This window comes from Vibrio sp. 2130-1 (assembly GCF_033339515.1).
Map to the genome: position 1 here is coordinate 137,202 of NZ_JAWOUT010000005.1, position 18,895 is coordinate 156,096.

Annotated in this window: 18 protein-coding genes; 4 read left to right on the forward strand and 14 right to left on the reverse strand. The window is 43.3% G+C overall.

Translation table 11 applies throughout. From position 1 onward, the window contains the following. Nucleotides 1-101: 101 nt before the first annotated feature. Nucleotides 102-1,094 (reverse strand): zinc-binding dehydrogenase, encoded by a 993-nt coding sequence (locus tag R7Q09_RS09275; RefSeq protein ID WP_005377328.1) that lies wholly within the window; start codon nt 1,092-1,094, stop codon nt 102-104. Between the two features lie 346 nt (nt 1,095-1,440). Between R7Q09_RS09275 and R7Q09_RS09280 the strand changes: the two genes are divergently transcribed. Next, nucleotides 1,441-2,514, forward strand: a complete 1,074-nt coding sequence (locus R7Q09_RS09280; protein ID WP_250157774.1) for a permease — start codon at nt 1,441-1,443, stop codon at nt 2,512-2,514. 98 nt (nt 2,515-2,612) lie between these two features. Here the strand turns inward: R7Q09_RS09280 and R7Q09_RS09285 are convergent, their stop codons facing one another. Both R7Q09_RS09285 and R7Q09_RS09290 read right to left on the reverse strand, forming a co-directional pair. Continuing rightward, nucleotides 2,613-3,374 (reverse strand): transporter substrate-binding domain-containing protein, encoded by a 762-nt coding sequence (locus R7Q09_RS09285; protein ID WP_005377331.1) that lies wholly within the window; start codon nt 3,372-3,374, stop codon nt 2,613-2,615. 120 nt (nt 3,375-3,494) lie between these two features. Beyond that, on the reverse strand, nt 3,495-4,013 hold the full coding sequence (locus R7Q09_RS09290; protein ID WP_005377333.1) for a cysteine hydrolase family protein: 519 nt from the start codon (nt 4,011-4,013) through the stop codon (nt 3,495-3,497). Nucleotides 4,014-4,127: 114 nt separating this feature from the next. Here R7Q09_RS09290 and R7Q09_RS09295 point away from each other — a divergent pair, with 114 nt between their 5' ends. Continuing rightward, nucleotides 4,128-5,039 (forward strand): GlxA family transcriptional regulator, encoded by a 912-nt coding sequence (locus R7Q09_RS09295; protein WP_054579521.1) that lies wholly within the window; start codon nt 4,128-4,130, stop codon nt 5,037-5,039. 201 nt (nt 5,040-5,240) lie between these two features. Here R7Q09_RS09295 and R7Q09_RS09300 read toward each other — a convergent pair whose 3' ends face one another. The 3 genes from R7Q09_RS09300 to R7Q09_RS09310 form a co-directional block, all read right to left on the reverse strand. Continuing rightward, complete coding sequence (locus R7Q09_RS09300) at nt 5,241-6,290, reverse strand: alcohol dehydrogenase family protein (protein WP_213867136.1); 1,050 nt, start codon at nt 6,288-6,290, stop codon at nt 5,241-5,243. Continuing rightward, on the reverse strand, nt 6,287-6,808 hold the full coding sequence (locus R7Q09_RS09305; RefSeq protein WP_042523849.1) for a TetR/AcrR family transcriptional regulator: 522 nt from the start codon (nt 6,806-6,808) through the stop codon (nt 6,287-6,289). Before R7Q09_RS09305 ends, R7Q09_RS09300 begins: the two co-directional genes overlap by 4 nt. Nucleotides 6,809-6,951: 143 nt before the next feature. Continuing rightward, complete coding sequence (locus R7Q09_RS09310) at nt 6,952-8,133, reverse strand: MFS transporter (protein ID WP_017635963.1); 1,182 nt, start codon at nt 8,131-8,133, stop codon at nt 6,952-6,954. 159 nt (nt 8,134-8,292) lie between these two features. Here R7Q09_RS09310 and R7Q09_RS09315 point away from each other — a divergent pair, with 159 nt between their 5' ends. Then, complete coding sequence (locus tag R7Q09_RS09315) at nt 8,293-9,177, forward strand: LysR family transcriptional regulator (protein WP_005377338.1); 885 nt, start codon at nt 8,293-8,295, stop codon at nt 9,175-9,177. Nucleotides 9,178-9,292: 115 nt separating this feature from the next. Here R7Q09_RS09315 and R7Q09_RS09320 read toward each other — a convergent pair whose 3' ends face one another. After that, a complete protein-coding gene (locus R7Q09_RS09320) occupies nt 9,293-10,198 on the reverse strand; it encodes a TIGR03571 family LLM class oxidoreductase (protein ID WP_064353954.1) in 906 nt (301 codons plus the stop codon). A 132-nt stretch (nt 10,199-10,330) separates the two neighbouring features. Then, nucleotides 10,331-11,236: a LysR family transcriptional regulator gene (locus tag R7Q09_RS09325; RefSeq protein WP_005377343.1), complete on the reverse strand. Its 906-nt coding sequence runs from the start codon at nt 11,234-11,236 to the stop codon at nt 10,331-10,333. Between the two features lie 112 nt (nt 11,237-11,348). Between R7Q09_RS09325 and dkgB the strand changes: the two genes are divergently transcribed. Next, entirely contained in the window at nt 11,349-12,149 is an 801-nt protein-coding gene (dkgB, locus tag R7Q09_RS09330) for a 2,5-didehydrogluconate reductase DkgB (RefSeq protein WP_064368441.1), read from the forward strand. 198 nt (nt 12,150-12,347) lie between these two features. Here dkgB and R7Q09_RS09335 read toward each other — a convergent pair whose 3' ends face one another. From R7Q09_RS09335 to R7Q09_RS09360, 6 genes are all read right to left on the reverse strand, one after another. Then, nucleotides 12,348-13,040 carry an SDR family oxidoreductase gene (locus R7Q09_RS09335; protein WP_053304419.1) on the reverse strand — a complete coding sequence of 231 codons (693 nt, stop codon included), beginning with the start codon at nt 13,038-13,040 and terminating at the stop codon, nt 12,348-12,350. A gap of 106 nt (nt 13,041-13,146) precedes the next feature. Next, on the reverse strand, nt 13,147-13,845 hold the full coding sequence (locus R7Q09_RS09340; RefSeq protein WP_104979219.1) for an IclR family transcriptional regulator: 699 nt from the start codon (nt 13,843-13,845) through the stop codon (nt 13,147-13,149). A gap of 87 nt (nt 13,846-13,932) precedes the next feature. Further along, nucleotides 13,933-15,903 (reverse strand): diguanylate cyclase domain-containing protein, encoded by a 1,971-nt coding sequence (locus R7Q09_RS09345; protein WP_170897342.1) that lies wholly within the window; start codon nt 15,901-15,903, stop codon nt 13,933-13,935. A 187-nt stretch (nt 15,904-16,090) separates the two neighbouring features. Then, complete coding sequence (locus R7Q09_RS09350) at nt 16,091-16,444, reverse strand: DUF2750 domain-containing protein (RefSeq protein ID WP_005377352.1); 354 nt, start codon at nt 16,442-16,444, stop codon at nt 16,091-16,093. Nucleotides 16,445-16,619: 175 nt separating this feature from the next. Continuing rightward, nucleotides 16,620-17,234 (reverse strand): OmpA family protein, encoded by a 615-nt coding sequence (locus R7Q09_RS09355; RefSeq protein WP_171343397.1) that lies wholly within the window; start codon nt 17,232-17,234, stop codon nt 16,620-16,622. A gap of 2 nt (nt 17,235-17,236) precedes the next feature. Further along, nucleotides 17,237-18,547 (reverse strand): TolC family outer membrane protein, encoded by a 1,311-nt coding sequence (locus tag R7Q09_RS09360; RefSeq protein ID WP_017821962.1) that lies wholly within the window; start codon nt 18,545-18,547, stop codon nt 17,237-17,239. Nucleotides 18,548-18,895: the final 348 nt, after the last annotated feature.

Consider the following 18,895-nt stretch of genomic DNA (forward strand, 5'->3'; position numbering starts at 1 on the left):
TCATCGTTATAGACAAAATAAAGGTCTTTCATATCTGGCAAAGTAACAAGATGCTTTAACTTGCTCATTACTTTGCCAGTTTGCCTCGAGATCTTTATTAATTATTTTTGGTTCAGATTAACGACAATCTTTCCAACTGTTCTCTGATTTCGCATGTCCAAGAGTGCGTTACCTACATCCTCTAAGCCGATGATCTTCAGTTTCGGTACTTCCAATTCTCCATTTTCTAATAGCTCAGACACTTCCTTTCCGGCATTAACGATACTTGCAAACCCTCTCTCGCCAAAGACATGACCAGAGCCCAAACTTATTTGGTGGAAGCCCAAGCCTTTTAAGAAGGCATCTGGATATTGAGAAGGGTCGACAGTCTTGACGAGCTCCACCATTTCGCCCTCAAAGGTTAACACCGAGGCTGCAATTCGATCGTTATCACCGCCTACACAATCGAGTGCAACCTCAACGCCATGATTTCCGGTAATGTCCATTACTCGCTGAACTACATCTTCATGATGATAATCAATCGTATGGGTTGCTCCTAACGAGGACAAATATGCGTGATTAGCTTCTGAACTAGTAGCAATGATCTGTTCAACACCAAATGTCTTTGCTAACTGAATAGCAAAGCTTCCAACGCCGCCAGCACCTCCGGCGATAAAAATGCTGCTTCGATTTGAAATATCGAGCTTGTCTACCAAAGCGCGATATGCGGTCCAGGCTGCGCAAGGTGTAGATGCTGCCACTTCAACCGGAACCTGAGGGTGCTTTATGAGCGTTCTTGAATCATGGATAGCAAATTCAGCGAATCCACCGTGATGGCGTCTCATGTTTCCGTGATACAACACTTTATCGCCAACCTTCCAATCAACGACCGCATCGCCTACAGAGACTATTTCTCCTGATACGTCTAACCCGCCAACAAAATTGTTATCCATGTTAGTGACCATGTCTGACCAATAATGAATTTTTGCATCGACAGGGTTCAAACCAACAGCGTTAACTTTAACCAATACATCAAATTGGGTTTCTAGTTTTGGTGTAGGTAATTCGGATAAAGAGAAAGTATCGTTATCTCGTTGGTAAGTTATCGCTCTCATAGGTTTTCCTTATTATTAAGAATGGTCGAAAGTCATACTAACTCAGAGGGTGCTGCTGCAATAATTATGGTTTTTTCTTATTTTGATAATTTTAGGTTATGTTTGATAAAAAGGAATCGAGATGCTCTGAAATTATCACCGACAACCAGTCTGCATAGCTAACGACATGTAACTTTATGATAAGTAATGACTAGTTTTATTATTCCATTTTTATGGAAATATTCTGTTGATTTTTTGTTTTGTGATTCTATAATTCCAGAAATATCGAAATAAAGGCTTATCTATCAGGTAAGCTCGTTAGCGAAAAATGACTAGGAGAGTAAATGTGAATACAGAAATTATAACTATGGCTAAAGAAGCGCTGGATATGTTTGCGTTTCTAGCAACCGAACTTATCATCTTATTTCTGGCAATTAGCTACATTGTCGGTGTGTTGCAAGATTTTCTAACGCCAGAAAAAATTCAATCTATTCTCAGCTCGAAAAAGGGTAAAGGTTACTTCATTGCTGCGTTGCTAGGTTCGATTACGCCTTTCTGTTCGTGTTCGACCATTCCTTTCTTAAAAGGCTTGTTGCGTGCAAGAGCAGGTTTTGGACCTATGATGGTGTTCCTATTTGCAAGCCCGTTGCTTAACCCAGTGATTATTGGCTTGTTTGTGGTGACTTTTGGTTGGAAAGTTGCGGTATTTTACTTTGCTATCGCGATGTCAGTATCAGTGGTAGCAGGCTATGTACTTGAAAAACTAGGGTTTGAACGTTACGTCAAACCAGAAGCATATCAAGCGGTAGGTTCTTCTTCGTGCGGTACTTCTTGTGGCGATTCAAGCAAGAAAAAAGAAGAAGCGAGACCAGCATCAATCTGTGGTACCAGCGCCTGCAATGAACCTACGCCAGTTGCGGCGAAAACATCTTGCTGTGGTGATGCACCAAAACCTGAACCTAAAGTGGAAGTGTCTTGCTGCTCATCAGACGGTAGTGCAACAGCGACAGTCGTGGAAGAGAAAGAACCTAGCCGCTGGGTACGTATTTGGCAATCAACTTGGAAAGACTTTAAGCAAGTGTTCCATTATCTCATGATGGGCATTGCGATTGGTTCATTTATCTATGGCTTCATCCCGACGGAGTTCATTGCGGAGTTCGCTGGTGAAGCGAAGTGGTACGCGATTCCGGTCGCAGCAATCATTGGTATTCCATTGTACATCCGTGCAGAGGCGGTCATTCCACTTAGCGCGGCACTAGTACAAAAAGGTATGGCTCTTGGATCTGTTATGGCGCTTATTATTGGTAGTGCTGGCGCAAGTCTTACAGAAGTGATTTTGTTGAAATCAATTTTTAAGAACCAAATGATCGCTGCCTTCCTAATCGTTATCTTAACGATGGCCATGGGAGCGGGTTACTTATATACGTGGGCTTTTTTATAAAAATAACCCTCGGGCGACTGCTCGAGGGCTCCGTTTTTGTCGCCATATAGGGAAAGGGAAGTTTCCTATACCGCGCAGGCTATAAAAAGATAAAGAGGTTACTCGTAAATACTATAGGAGAAATACTTGCTGGCGATGGTTTTATGCTTACCGCTCTGGATCAATTTTTGTATTCCGCTATCGAGTAATGCTTTTAATTCTTTGTCTTGTTTTCTCACTGCTACGCCAATGCCACGGCCGAACCACTTTTCCTCAGTAAACGCTGGTCCAGTAAAGTGATAGCCTTGACCTTGTGCAGTTTCAAGAAAACCAGCACTTAAACCGATTGAGCCGCCAAATACAGCATCTAACCGTCCATTGAGTAGATCGGTAAATGCCTCATCGAACGTACCATAACGACGAATATCAATATCTGGATACAAGGCCGAAAGGTACTTATCACCAATTGTGGCTCTTTGAACTCCAATAGATAAACGATTTAGGCTGCCGTCATCCATGTTGATTTCTCTATCATTTTTCATTACAAAACGAGTCGGTACTTTTGCATAAGGGACGGTGAAATCGACTTTCTTTTCTCGTTCTTCTGTGATTGTCATTGCAGCAATAATCGCATCGTTCTTGCGACTAAGGAGAGAAGGGATGATGCCATCCCAATCCATTTTTGAGATAACGCACTTTACTTCTAACTCTTTGCATAACGCGTTAGCGAGGTCGACTTCAAACCCTTCTAGCTTTCCCTCTTTTGTCGTCCAGCTAAATGGAGGGTAAGCCCCTTCAACAGTGAAGCGAATTTGTTTCCACTCTTTCGCATGGCTGAAAACTGAAAATAAGCTAATAAACAATACGACTATCCATTTCATAAACGTTTCCTTGTAACTGTTTGGAAACCAATGTTTAACACAAAGTAAGCAAATATCAATGAAAGTGCATATATGTGTGACCTTTCGCCCGCATTGTGTGAGCGAAAGGTTTTACGTGTATTACAGCTTATCTTCAATAGTTACGAGGGGAACTCTCGTTGAGACAGCGTGAAGTGCAATGTTGTGAATCATTTCATCGACCGTGGTACAGCTATCCATTAAGATCGAAACATCATACTTGTCCGCAGATTTTGAGATAGCAGTATGTGTCACGCAGTTTTGTGTCATCATTCCGCATACAAGTAACTCCGTTACATTTTTGCTTGCCAATACTTCTTCTAAACGTGTTCCTTCAAAGCTATCTGCGAAGTGCTTTACCACGATTTCGGAATTCGGCGCTAAAGCAAGAACTTCTGGGTGAATATTGGCACCGTCGCTGCCTTCATTGAAGAACGGGGCAATACCCATGGCAGGATCGGCAATATGCTGAATATGAATCACAGGAATGTTTTGCTCATTGGCTTTAGTTATTGCTCTCTTAACATTGTCTAAAGTTGATTCTGTATTCCATAAAGGAAACTTTCCTTCTGGGAAATAGTCGTTTTGCAAATCAATTACAAGTAGGGCTTTTTGAGTCATTTTCTTTTCCTTTTATTCAGGATCATTGCGGTACGAATAATATAAAGACTTTTAGCTACCTTCTTTAGAGTCTAAAATGACACAAAAGAGTCAAAAAGCGACACTTGAAGATAAATGAAAATAGCACTCGTTAATTACCCAGATAGCTCGCAAGCCTCCGTATATGGTTTAAGCGAACTCTTCGAGATGGCAAACCGTGCGGCGGCTAAATTGGGCGTTGATGTGCACTTTGAAGTAGAGATATTGGATCACTGGTCAAACACGCACTTCGATGTGAAAACAGCGGTAATGATTCCGCCTAGCGGCACTGGTCAATATTACTTAGAACCAGAGCCAGAGCTACTCGACTGGTTAAATGTCCAATATAGTAAAGGTGCGATTTTAGCCTCCGCCTGCGCTGGTACTTTTATTCTTGCTCAAACCCAGTTGTTGACCAATAAGTCTTGTACAACACACTGGGGCTTGGCTCCTTCATTAGCGAGTCAGTTTCCCGATATCCACGTAAGACAAGAAGCCATCCTTATTAACGAAGGAACGATCATTACGGCTGGGGGTATGATGTCATGGGTGGATTTAGGCTTGGAATTGGTTTCCTTATTTGCGTCACCGGCAGTAATGCGCCTGTTAGGCAAAATGTTGGTTATTGATACTGGTCCGAGAGAGCAACGCTTTTATCAACAGTTTACCCCAAACTTCCAACATGGTGATGAGGTAATTGTTCAACTACAGCACTATATAAACGATCATTATCAAGGAAAACTGAGCAATAAAGAGCTTGCAGAGTTGAGTTGTTTAACAGAAAGGACATTGCAGCGACGCTTTAAAAAGGCGACAGGTTTCAATGTTAACCAATATATACAAAGCTTAAGAGTACAAAAAGCTTGTGATTTACTTGAGTCGACAACCCTAACATTTGACGCAATATCATTTAGAGTGGGTTACCAAGATGTGAGCGCGTTCAGGAAAATATTTAATAGGATCGTAGGTTTAACACCGAAGTCGTTCAGATCTCGGTTCTGTTCATGAACGCCAGAAGTAAGATAATGTTGGTATTAAACATTTATAACTCAGAAACAAACACATATTTTTACAAGCTGGCTTAGCGTGATGAAAAGGGATAACAAGCTAAGCCAACCGTAGCGATCTTCTAAGTATTGAGAACTTTTTAGGATGCTTAAAGTGTTCTCAAATTACAACGACTTGTATAGGCCGCTGTTAATCGAAAAGCTATGTGATTTCCAAAACCAGTTTCCCAGTATGTTGCTTGCGTGAAAATACTTCTTGCGCTTGACCTATCTGGTTTAAGGGAAATGACTCCGCGACTAAGGGGCGAATTGCGTTCTGTTCGATATAGCGAACCAAGTTACCGAATACTTCTGGTGCCAAAACGGTACAACCAAATAACGCTAGGTCTTTAAGGTAAAGAGTTCTTACATCCAGCTCGACAATTGGACCGCCTATGGCGCCGGAAACAGCGTATCTTGATCCTGGTTTTAGTACCTGAAGAAATTGTGGCCACTGCTCTCCTGCGACCAGATCAATCACTACGTCAACGCTGTTTTCTCCGAGAGTCGCCGGCAAATTTGCATCGCGAGGGATAACTTGGTTTGCTCCTAATGCCGTGATCTGTTCTTTCTTTTCTGGGCTGGCGATAGCAATGACGTATGCTCCACGCGCCTTCGCCAGTTGGATTGCGGCAGAGCCAACACCACCGGATGCCCCTGAAATCAGTACGGTATCGCTCGCTGTGACATTAGAGCGGACAAGCATGTTCTCGGCAGTTGAATAAGAACAAGGGAAGGAGGCCAAGTCGATATCCGATAAACTACTATTCACTGCATATGCATGTTCACTGTCAACAACAGTGAACTGAGCAAAGCCACCATCACATTCTGAACCGAAGTACCAAGGCGAGCTAAGTGCTTGACTGTTGAAGCGCGTAATACATGGTTCGATAAGCACACGCTGGCCGACTCGTGATGGGCAGATATTCTCACCAACAGCGACGATGGTACCGCATACATCGGCACCTTGGATTCGAGGGAGAGATAGCGCGTCTCCTGACCAACTTGCATCCATGCTATTGGCGTCGTTTTTAGAATACCATGCTGTTCGGGTATTGATGTCGGTGTTATTGACTCCGGCGGCGGCAACTTGGATCAATACATCATCAGGCGAGGGGACTGGCACAGGTATATCATCGCGGTAACGAAGCATATCTGGCCCACCATGACCGATAAGTTGGACGCCTTTCATTACTTTCGGGATTGTGGTCATTGATTGTTCTCCTTCATTAGTTCTAGCAGAGTGTGTTCAGCGGATGCAAAGGCAGCGTGACCGAGAACCGGCCATGCGTTGGATAAACCTTCATGTAACAAGAAGAGTGTGGTTGCGAGGTCTTCTCGCTGACTTAGTTGGAGCATAAGCTGACGGACCGCCAATTTGTGTTGTTTTACTGCTTGATTAATCGATAGATTTTCTGGATAGGCTGCTAATGCATTGATGGACATGCAGCCATTCGGTGCAAACTCCTTCATCCAATCCTCGAGGCGAGTGAATAGGTGTAATACAGCCGGTGTTCCATTGGCAGGGGCGTCTTCGAGCAAAAAACTCAAATACCTTTGATGGCGATGCTCGAGAGCTGCAACAATCATCGCTTCCTTGGAGGGGTAGTATTTGTACAGGGTTCTCAGGCTGACTTCGCAGGCGTTTTTGAGTTGGGGTACGCTCGGCTCGGCGAAGCCATACTGACTGAATGCTTTTTCTAGGCTTGCTGCGATTTTTTCTTTCACTATTTGACATACCAGGTAGAACGTTTGTTTTACCTAAGGGTAGAATAAACTTTCTACCTCAGTCAATGGTGTATTTAAACTCTGTATTGAAAGCCCGACGTAATGCCGGGCTAACTTAAGTGATTTTTATCGATTCGGAACGTGAATCAGTGTGCCGTTGCGTGCTGCTCTCCACGCTTGTCTAGCATTCCGCTGAAACGGGTTAGTAGTAGAGCACCTAATACTACGATCGCGCCAATCCAAGGTGTGTGCATCAGCCCAGCATTGGCCACGATAAGGCCACCGCCCCAAGAACCCAGTGCAATACCTACGTTAAATGCAGCAATGTTGAGACCAGAAGCGACGTCGACTGCATCAGGTGAATATTTCTCTGCTAGTTTGACAACATAAACTTGAAGTCCTGGAACGTTACCAAAGGCAAAGGCACCCCAGACAAGAATGGTCACTACTGCAGAAATTGGATTAAATGCTGTGACACTAAACACGAGCAATACCACAATTAGGCCCGAGAAAATCGCTGTCAGAGCTTTGATTGGCCCCATAGAGTCGGCCATCTTTCCGCCCCAGATGTTGCCGAATGCGACTGATACACCATAAACCAACATAATTAGGCTGATAGCGCTAGAGCCAAACCCCGATACTTCTTCCAAAATAGGAGCCAAGTAAGTGAAGGCTGTGAACGTACCACCGTAACCTAGCGCGGTGATTGCGTACACCAAAAGTAGACGAGGCTGAGTCAAGACTTTCACTTGCGATGACAGCTTGGTTGCTGGTGGTTGTTTCAGATTACTCGGCACTAGCAGAGCGCTTCCTATCAGTGCGATGATTCCAAGGATCGCGACGATTAGGAAGGTTGCCTGCCAACCAAATGTCTGGCCAATCCAGGTGCCAAGTGGCACGCCCGTCACTAGAGCTACGGTGAGACCGGTAAACATAATAGCAATTGCGCTAGCGGCTTTTTCTTTTGACACTAGGCCAGTTGCGATAGTCGAGCCGATCGAAAAGAACACACCGTGTGCAAGCCCGGTCAGTATCCTTGCTGTAACTAGTGTGTTGTATCCAGGTGCTTGCCAGGCTAACAGATTGCCAAGAACAAACAGTGCCATAACAGAAAGCAGAACGTACTTTCTTTTCCAGTTACCAGTCAGCGCTGTTAAAACGGGAGCACCAACCGCAACACCAAGTGCGTACAGGCTAACTAAAAGACCCGCTGAAGGTAATGATACGTTGAGGTCGGAGGCCATAGTCGGTATCAGACCGACAATTACAAACTCCGTGGTTCCAATAGCAAAGGCGCTAAGCGTCAATGCAAGTAAAGCTAAAGGCATAACAACTCTCTCTTATAATCATTGAATATGAATGGATAAACGAATAGCCCGTTTCCATGTCGTGTATTATTAAAGAGTTATTCGTTGCGAAAAATGGTGTTTATTACAAAATACTTTTGTTATAAATGATGAAAGTGCGCAGTTAAGAAAGGGGATGAAATGTTAACCCGATCAGATGAATTAGAGATTCTTATGGCAGTTGTGGATAGTGGTGGATTTTCTTCCGCTGCTGATGCACTAGGTATTCAAGTCGCTAGGGTATCTCGTGCGGTTAGTAAAGTTGAATCACAGCTGGGGGTAACCTTGCTGAATCGCACGACGCGCAGAGTGGAAGTTACTGAGGAAGGGCATCAGTTTGTTGAAGCGGTTCGCTTAGGTTTACTACAAATACAGCAAGCTGAAGAAGAGATCATCACACGAGGTGAATTACCCAAGGGGCGCTTAAGAGTTGATGCCGCTAGCCCATTTGTTTTACATCAACTCGTGCCGTTAATTCAGCCATTTAAAGAGGCTTATCCTGATATTCAACTCGATCTTACCTCTAATGAGGGTTTTGTGGATCTATTGGAAAAAAGAACCGATGTGGCGATACGTATTGGACGATTATCGGATTCAACACTGCATGCTAAACCTTTAGGAACAAGCCCACTATTTATCGTTGCCACGCCTGGTTATTTATCTAAACGAGGTTTCCCTGAAGCGGTGAGCGATTTGCGCAGTCATAACTTGATCGGTTTTTCTGGCGCTAAAGTGTTAAATCAGTGGCCATTACGAGGGTTTGAGATGATAGAGCCTGATATCCTATCCAGCAGTGGTGAAACGGTTAGACAGTTAGTGTTGGCAGGGAACGGCATTGCATGTTTATCTGGCTTTATGGTGAAAGATGATCTTGATTCTGGACGGTTAGTGGCATTGTTTGAATCGGAAAAAATCACAAATACTGGACGAGAACAGGTCAATGCTGTCTTCTACAAATCTTCTTCAGTCTCTAAACGTATTTCCGCGTTCATCGACTTTATTCAACCAAGACTTACTTTAAAATAACTCTATTATTGTTGTTTTAACAAAAGAGTTTTGTCGTTATTGCAGCTTTTGTTTTTCCAAGTGCCAAGCCTAGCGTGCCACCCCTTAGTAAGGTGGCACATATTTTTATTTGATCTTAGTTAAAGCGTGGCAACACGTACTGAGCGATCTGTTCCATTGATTTCTCAATTGGTTGGCTATTACGACGGAAATGCAACCCGATGTGATTGACTCCTGCTTCTTGCATTTTTTCTAGCTCATCGCTCAAGCCATTGACTCCGGCCCGGATACCAAAATGATGCCGAACGACTGGTGCATTTGGGTTATCGACTAAATCAAGATGAATAAAGCTGGCGTAGGGTTTGTTTCCCGCTACGGAGCGCCAAAGTGCAACGCGGTGTTCATGATCATCAGGTGTGCCTGGGTAGGCGAGCCAGCCGTCTAGGTTTTCTCCTATCCATTGTGGACTTTGCTGCGCTAACCCTGCGACATAGATAGGAATATCAGCAAACTCGGGTAATAACTGTAGATCGTTACCCAGCTTATCATTTTGCGTATCTTTCAAAATCTCTACACTTTCTCGAAAAGCTGAGCCACGGCTGTCAAAGTTGGCATTAAAAACGGGATATTCACTAGGGCGGTCTCCACTAGCCACACCGAGTATCAGGCGGTCACCACTTAACTCGTTGATGGTCGCAGCGGCTTTTTTCACTAGCCAAGGTTGTCTTAACGGTAATACTATCGCTGCTGTCCCTAGTAGAATGTTGTCGGTGCACGCAGAGAGATAGCCAAGATAACTGAACGGTTCATAAATTTGTGCCGCGTCTCCAAAGTTAGGGTCGTACAACGGGACATCTCTCACCCACGCTACGTTAAAGCCTAACTTATCGGCTAACATAATACGCTGTTTATGTGCACTCATGTCTGGTACGCCGAACGGTTTTCGTTGGAGCAGGCGTTTTTTCTGGCCTTCTTGGGTCCAGTCATTATCTAGGGGGAGCTCAACCCCGATGGTGAATCTGTTACTTAAATCTTTATGCATTATGAAGCCTGACTATTACTGTGAGTACTAGGAGGCAAGGTGCCTCCCTGATATTCAGGACACTATGAGATTTTTGTTGTGAGAAAAAGCGGCAAAAAGACAAAAGTGTTTTGCCACAAACAGCGGTGGTCTTTAAAGGAACTGGTGGTTCTCTACCTTGATTTCTTGCTTGATGAAGTCAATAAAAGAGCTGATCCGGCGTGAGGTGCTGGCATTTTTGTAATACACCGCATGAACGGGCTGTTCGACATTATGCGTGTGTTCACTAAGCACGCCCACTAAGCGACCAGCTTGTCGGTCAGAGTAGGTCATAAAGTCAGACAGGCAAGCTATCCCCGCACCATGTAAGGCTAAACATCTTAGCGTCTCGCCATTATCAGATCTTAGGCTACTCATAATACGCAGAAGTTTGTTCTTATCATCCATGATCGGCCATTCCTTAAGATACTCCGGCTTGTTGAATCCAAGTAGCTTGTGATTGAGTAACTGATCTATTGAGGTTGGAGTACCATGTTGTCTTAAATACTCTGGACTCGCGACGATTCGAATCCGACTTTTACCAAGAAATATCGCGCGCATGGTTGAGTTTTGTAGCTCACCGATACGAAAAGCAATATCGGTTTTTGTTCCCAAAAGGCTAATATTTTCCTCATTGGAATTGAGATCGATTTCGACTTCCGGATACAAGCTCTGATATTTAGCAATGTGCGGCGTTAGTACGTGCAGTAAGAAGGGGGTAGCTGCGTTTATTCGTAGGAGGCCAGAGGGCTTATATTTCTGGCTTTTCAGTTGTGCTTCGGCATTCTCTACTGCTTCTACAATATGTCTGACTTTATCGAGATATATCGTTCCTTCGTTAGTAACATCTAACTTACGGGTTGTGCGATTTAACAAAGTCGTTTCGAGTTTGGCTTCTAGCCGAGATACCGATCGACTCACCGCCGAGACGGTCATCGATAAAAGTTCAGCCGCAGAGCTGATTGAACCCGTATCGACCACGGCCATAAAGGTGCGCATTTCATCTAGAGTAGCTTTCATTGTTGAATATATTTCAAATTAGATTTGAGTATTGTTAACTTTACGGAAAGTTTCTTGCGGCGTAAAGTTTTGCTTCGAATCAACTATAAAATCGATAATTCAGGAGATTTAGATGAAAGTACCATCATTTGGCGTCGGCACGTTTCGTTTAGAGGGTGAAGTAGTTAAGGATTCAGTCCGTAATGCGTTAGAAGTGGGTTACCGCGTAATTGATACTGCACAGATTTACGGTAATGAGGCAGAAATCGGTGAAGTATTGACACAGTCCGGTATTGCACGTGATGAGCTATTCATTACGACCAAGATCTGGGTTGATAACATGAACACGGAACAACTCATTCCAAGTCTAAAAGAGAGCTTAGAAAAGCTAAATACAGATTATGTGGATTTGACCTTGATCCATTGGCCTGGCAATAATAATAACTTGAACGAATACATGGCTTCATTACTTGAAGCTAAATCGCAAGGGTTAACCCGTAATATTGGCGTATCCAACTTTAATATTGACTTGTTGCAACAAGCGATAGAAGTGGTCGGTAAAGAGAATATTGTTACTAACCAAATCGAGCTTAGCCCTTATTTGCAAAATCGTAAGTTGGTCAGCTTCATGCAGGAAAACGATATTCAGGTAACGTCTTACATGACCTTGGCATATGGGAAAGTACTTAGGGACCCAACTATTGCAGGTATTGCTGAGGACTATCAGGCCACGCCAGCTCAAGTCGCGCTTGCTTGGGCTTTGTCAAAAGGTTACGCGGTGATCCCGTCTTCAACTAAACGAGAGAATTTGGCAAGTAACCTGAAAGCACTTGAACTTAATCTGAGTGAAGAGGCGATCGCTAAGATAGATGCGCTGGAAAGAAATGGCCGCGAAGTAAACCCTGAAGGGCTAGCGCCTGAGTGGGACGATTGAGTGAGTTTCACGGGAAATCATTGCCTAAATGATGCCGCTGCAATCGCTGACTTCCTCAGCGCTTGACGGTGGTACAACACAATAGACGATAACGGCTAGCTTGTCTGACGATAGCGCGTGCTTTTATCTTTTTGGCCTATTGGTTTATTGTATTCTCCCGGCCTTCAATTTGGCCGGGAGACGTCATTTAGAGATCATTTACCATTCGATTGTAGAGCCATCAAATACGCGGAAGCTTCCGGATTGCTCAAGTGTTAGCTGTTCTGCGACCGAAACAATACCAGCAACACTTTCCTCGGCAGAAAAGGTTGCGTCCTCACCGCCCATATCGGTTTTTACCCAGCCGGGATGAACTGCGACAGTTTTTACTCCTCGTGATTCGAGATTGCGTGCTGCTGATACTAGAACCTGATTAAGCGCTGCTTTAGATGCTCGATAACTGTACATGTTACCTGAACTGTTATCGCTTAAACTCGCAACTCGGGTTGAGATTCCCACGATGGTTTTGTGCTGACTTTTCGCAACGTTGTCTTGTAGGGCTTGAATTAGCAGGGCAGGTGCGACGGTATTTATGTTTAGTACTTCTAGCCATTTTTTCTGGGTCATTTCGCCAAGCTTTGCACACTCTTCGCCTAATACACCTGCATTAAGAACTAAATGATCGAGCGGACGATCCGCTAATTGAGTGGCTAACTGATCGATATCTTGTTGGTTAGTGACGTCTAGAGCCATCAGTTGAAGTTGATTGGATTGGGTTACTAGTTCATTGAGCTGCTTAGCATTTTCTGGTGAACGACAAGTTGCGATAACTTGCCAACCTTTTCCAAGGTAGTGGCGGACAAATTGCAAGCCTAAGCCACGGTTAGCGCCAGTGATTAATACAGTAGACATCGCTTCTCCTACGTTGTTGAGTTGAACAACGACCATATTAGAGGCGACGTATAAGCATGTAATCAAAACAGTATAAAAATGGCCTAGGATTCGACATTGTCAAATCTTAAAATTTGAGAAAGATTCTTGCAAAGTGTTTTAGCCTAGTGACCGTCAGTTCGGAGGCAGCACCGCTAACACCTGCAACAGCAACGACTTTACCATCCAAGTAAAGGGGGATCGCTAAGCAATTGAGGTTTGGCTCTGCCTCTTCTAAATCGAGTGCGTAACCTGATAATACAACCTGATTAAGTTCAGTTTCTAACGTGGGGGATATTTGGTTTTCAAGGCGTAATGTTCGACGAAGCTCATCATCAAAACTAAGAAAAACTTTGCCGATCGCAGATGTTGTGAGTCCTTCTCGTTTCCCTCTCGGGCTACGGATAGTAAGAGGGTTATCCTGCTCTATAGCATCGATATACAAGTACTCTTTAGCGCCACTTTGTACAGCGAGGTAAGCTGTGTTGTTAGTCATTTGGGCCATTTTTTTCAGCAATGGAACAAAATGTTGTCGGATAGCTTCGTTTTTTTGTTCAATCGGCTTAGACAGTTCATAGCATCTAAACCCTAGGCTGTAGCTATGGTTGTGTTTGGATACATATCCAAGAGAGTGTAGAGTCGCAAGTAACCCGTGAACAGTCGTCTTATTTAACTGGATCGCATTACTGATAGTCTGTAATGATAGGGGAGATTCACTCATCGAGAGCAACTCGAGGATTAGAAAACCTCGCTCTAGAGACTGAATGTTTTTTCTTGCCTTGGGCACAAAGACTCCTTGATGATGATGTTGCATCTGAATGGCTTACTGATGCTTCCACCTATAACAAACCACTACGCTGGTGGTTTGGTTTTATTAGAGAATATACTCAGCACTTAAACTGATCGGCTCGTTGTATGCGTCCACAAGGGAGTTTTTTCCTTGCTTCTTAGCATTGTATAACGCTTGGTCTAATATCGAATAGAGCTCATCAAAGTTGGTGAGTGGCATTGAGGTTGATAGATAGGCCAGACTCGCAGATATATTCAATTGATGGTTATTAAGCGAATGTACACTCTTTTCTGAAATTGTTTTATGCAGACTTTGTATTCTAAAGGGAACGTCAATCTCATCGACGTTTTTCAATAGCAAGATAAACTCTTCTCCACCTAAACGACCCAAGTACTCTCCCTTATTAAGTTTAGCTTTAAGCGCTTTGCACACCTGTTGTAGTACTAAGTCGCCAGTCGGATGACCATACTGATCATTAATCGCCTTAAAGTCATCTAGATCGATTAATGCTAGAACGTAGCGGAAGTCTCCTTCAGCTTTGGAGGTTTGGCTTTTAATCGTCTCTATAATTGCCGCTCTGTTTAATGCACACGTTAAGCTGTCTATTTTGGCTTTTAAGCGTGTTTGTCGCTGAACCATCAATGCCAGAGCGAGGAGAACCAATAAACAGAAAACAACAAAATTATAAGTGCGTTGTTGATCTGTGAGTTTTTCAAACTGGTACTGACTTAGAAGAGTTTCGTTGTTCAACTGCGCGACTTGTAGATCATATTCATACTCTTTTTTAGTGAGATCTAGTGCCTCTAACGCCTTAATATTACTCGCGTCTCGGTTCGTTAGTTCAATCGTCGAGTAGGCCTTGTGATGCTCCAGCGCCTTTTTGTAATCATTTTGAGCTTGGTATGCTTTTGAGAGGAGTAATTGGGCTTGCGCTTGCAATAAGGGCCTAGCGTTTTTTACCGCTAATCTTAACGCTATTGTAGTGTGTTCAATCGATTTTTCGGGTGTATGGTTCTTTAAATATGCCAATCCAGCAGCCAAATGACCCTCTGTTTCAAGGTGCGTATTCTCATAAGTTTGGGCAATGTTTAATGCTCTTCCAATGTAATCTACCGCGGTATCTAATTGCCCAGAATCGGCCAAAGCAGCAGATAACCCTAAATAGGTCAACCCTTGCCCGTATGGGTAATGAAGTTGTTCGAGAATCGTCAATGCATTTTTGTAGTGGCTGATGGACTTATCGAGTTCTTTGGATTTTCTGTACATCGCTCCTAGACTATGTTCGACTTGTGCAACTTCAAGAGGTGTCCCTTCATCTTGGCGAACCAGTAGGGCTTGAATGAGATATTGCTCTGATTGTTCAAATTGCCCCAGCTCTGCAAGTAAATTGCCGACGTCATTGTAAATCCCTGAAGGATCGCTTTGCGTCGACATGTTGGCCATCAACTGTCGATACAAACTTAAGGCTTTTTCATAGTCACCGCGGTAATTGTAGTTATTTGCTATTACGCGCAAAGCAAGATCAACAGGGAAGTTTTCTTGATGCTTATGATTTAAGTGGCTCTCTAAGGATGAGCAATAAAAGTTTGCTTTGTGATAACGACCTTGTTGATTCAGCGTATAACAAAGTTGATAGTTCATCAGAGCCTTGCCTTCGGAATCGGATATTTTCTTCATTGTCTGTCGCAAAGAAGAAAAGCTATCTACTGAGGCCTCGTAACTACCATGCTTACGTTCCTTTAAGGCAAGAATATATTCTGATTCTAATTGAGAAAAACGGTTGTCTAAGACTTGACTGCTGCCGTAGTAAGGCTGATTTATGTTTGACATATATTCATAAATCAATCCACTTACGTAGAGCTTTTCGCTGTCCGATTTCGCTGTATGGTAGCGATCTTGAAGCATGCTCAATGCCGACTCAGGGTTGCTTCGTAGTGTGGTTTGGTAGACAGAGTGCCACTGTGTGATATTTTGGTTTGGTTCAATATCTTGAGTGTCGCTTGCATATACTGGAGTGAGCAAAAGTGACGCAAGCAAGGGATAGAGCACGCGCATGTTTAAACGAGCCTTTAATTTAAGGTGCCTTTAAAGTTGAGTTATCATAGCGCTTTTAACGCATCAGCGTTGTGATTAAGTTGGGTGTACTAAGAAAAAGAGTAGTAAAACTATGCACTTGGTCGAGATATTGAAAGAAGAGGCATAAAAAAGAAAGACCTCAACATAAAGTTGAGGTCAGAAATCTTTAATCAATGTAAAGCTTTGCTAGATCTTGAGGTTCCATTTCTTTGCCTTCTAACTGATCGTTCCAGTTAGTTCCAACAAGAACACCATCTTCAGCAAGAGTCAAAAGCCAATCTTCAACAAAGATATCTAATGGGATTTCTAGTACAGTAAAATCTGCCCATTCTTCAACATTATGTGCTTCTGCATCTTCTTTAGAAGACCAGAAAGGCATGACTTCGCTGTTTTCGAATTCAGTTGAATCGCAAGATAGCCAACCTTCTTCATTGCGTAAACCCCAAACCAATTGGTTTTCTTTCGTTTCTGCAACAAAAAGGTCAAGGTTCGCTTGGATATCTGATGTAAGTTTGCTCATTTCAAAACTCTCGTTGTTATGACGTGGCTAGAGTAACACTAAAGTGCCGATTCCTAAAGCATAATACGGTTGTCGAAATGAGTAAAAATAAAGGAGCCGAAGCTCCTTTTCTGAGGTTAAGTATTCACTCGTTTTTGTTTGCTTTGTGCTTGCAGAGCAAACAAAAACAGGTACTTTACCTTTCTGGAAGAGTTGTGAATATTGTCCACTCTCTTTTTATCTCGCCTTTGTAACCAACGACTGATGCGGTGACTCGACGATTTAAAGCATGGCTGACTTCATCGCTCCCTTGCTGTGCTAAGTGAGTGTCACCAAAACCAACAATGCGGACTCTACTCGGTTCGATGTCGTAGCTTAGTAGGGCTTCACGGACATTGCGTGCTCGTCTTTCAGAAAGATCTTGGTTATGCTTCGAACCACCAACTTTACTAGCATAGCCGTGCAGCTCTATCGAAGTAGTAGGGTACTCTTTTAAAAAGTCGGAAAGCTCTCGAACTTGTCTTCTGAAGACTGGATTGATCTCATCAGAGTCGTTAGCAAAAAGTATCCGCACTTGCATGTTATCTGATGCTTTAATGTATTCTCCACAACCGTCGTTGTCGACCTCTGAGCCTTCAGGTGTACCTGGGCACATATCTCGAGCATTGATGACACCATCGTTATCGTCATCTTGCAAATCTGCTATTTGTTCTGCATTTGGTACAGGACGATACTCATATTCGTCTTCAGCAACAACGTGTTGAGTGATGGCGAGCATACCCAATGCAAATAGAATCTTCACTGGTTTCATGATCAGTACTCCACCTTTTCATTCCATTCTGTAGGTACATCGACACGCAAGGCATTTAACAATTGGCCAGTCGCGTTCATAACGCGGTACTTGGCGTACTGCTCTGAGTATCGAGCATCCAAGTAGTTCTTTCTCGCTTCGAAAAGTTCGTTTTCAGTATTTAACAAGTCCAGCAGAGTGCGTTTTCCAATGCGATACTGCTTTTCGTAGGCGATGACAGTTTCAGAGGCCGAATCTACGTGATCCGCTAGGAACTCTTTTTGTTGAAGTGTTAAATCTAACGCACTCCAAGATAGACGAAGGCCTTCTTCTACTTGGCGGTATGCACGTTCTCTTAGGTCTTTTGCTTTGTTTAGTTGGTAGGCAAAACTTTCAGCGTTGGCTACGTCACTACCACCGTTAAAGAGGTTGTAACGCATGCGCAACATCGCTGTTGTCTCTTCGCTGCTTCCTTCAATACCGCTTGCATCATCACGCCATGTTTGAGCCGCTTCTACCGATATCGTTGGGTAGTAAGCTCCCTTAGATTGCTTGTATTGGAACTTTGCAGAGTCCACATCAGCTACCGAGATTTTGATTACTGGGTGTGACTCGAATGCCAAGTCAATCGCTTCATCGATGGTGTAGGGAATAAAGTTTTGGTCCGCTCTTGGGAAAATCAATCCTTGTGGTGACTGTCCGACAAGGCGTGTAAAGGTGGTGTGGCTGTCATATAAGTTGTTCTGAGCTGCCACCAAGTTACCGTGAGCCTTTGCTAAACGAGCCTCTACCTGGGTTAGGTCTGCTGTAGAACCGATACCTGAGTTAACTCGCTTTTTAATGTCTTCATAGATCTTCTTATGCACTTTCAAGTTATTCTCGGAAAGTGTAAGAATTTCATAAGCTTTTACTGAGTCTAAATAAACTTTCGCGACCTCTAGAGCGGTGTCTTGGGCATCAGCTAGAAGTTGATAACGGACCGATTCAGCATCAGCTGCTGTTCGATCCATATCATTAAGTGTCGCTGAACCATCCCATATTAGCTGGGTTAGTGTCACGGTGGCTTCTTTTCTTGTCAGATCGGTTGAATCTCGCCCTGACTCTGCAGGTTTGATTCCTTCGTAACCGATACCGGCATCTAAGTCTACGGATGGGAGGTAAGCACCACCAGATGCTTCATTCACATACTGCTTGCTAACGAATTCATTGAACGCACTTTTGATGTCAGGATTGGTTTTTAATGTGTTTTCAACCGCTTGCTCTAGCGTTTGCCCAAAAGCATGACTAGCGGTGAACATACCAATACAAAAGGCGTTGGCACGAGTCCACTTCACTGTGATTCTCCTAGATAATGGTAAAAATTCTCGAGGTGATAGGGCTTATAAGTGGAATACTTATAAGGGCGTCAATAATTTAGCGCACAATAACATTAATATGCGATGAAGTAACCTGTTGATTCGCTGTTCATTTGTTTCAATTTTGATAAATCAACCTACTAAATCTGCCTAAAACTTGAATTAAGATCTCAAATTAAAGATGGAGGTAATGGCTAGAAACGAGTGTCCAGATTTTAATAAAATAAAACACTTATGCATCTGGATTCTTATTGATGTATGACACATAATTACTTTATTGAGCATCAAATTGCTGTTATTGCACTATATATTCGGGCAATATATAGC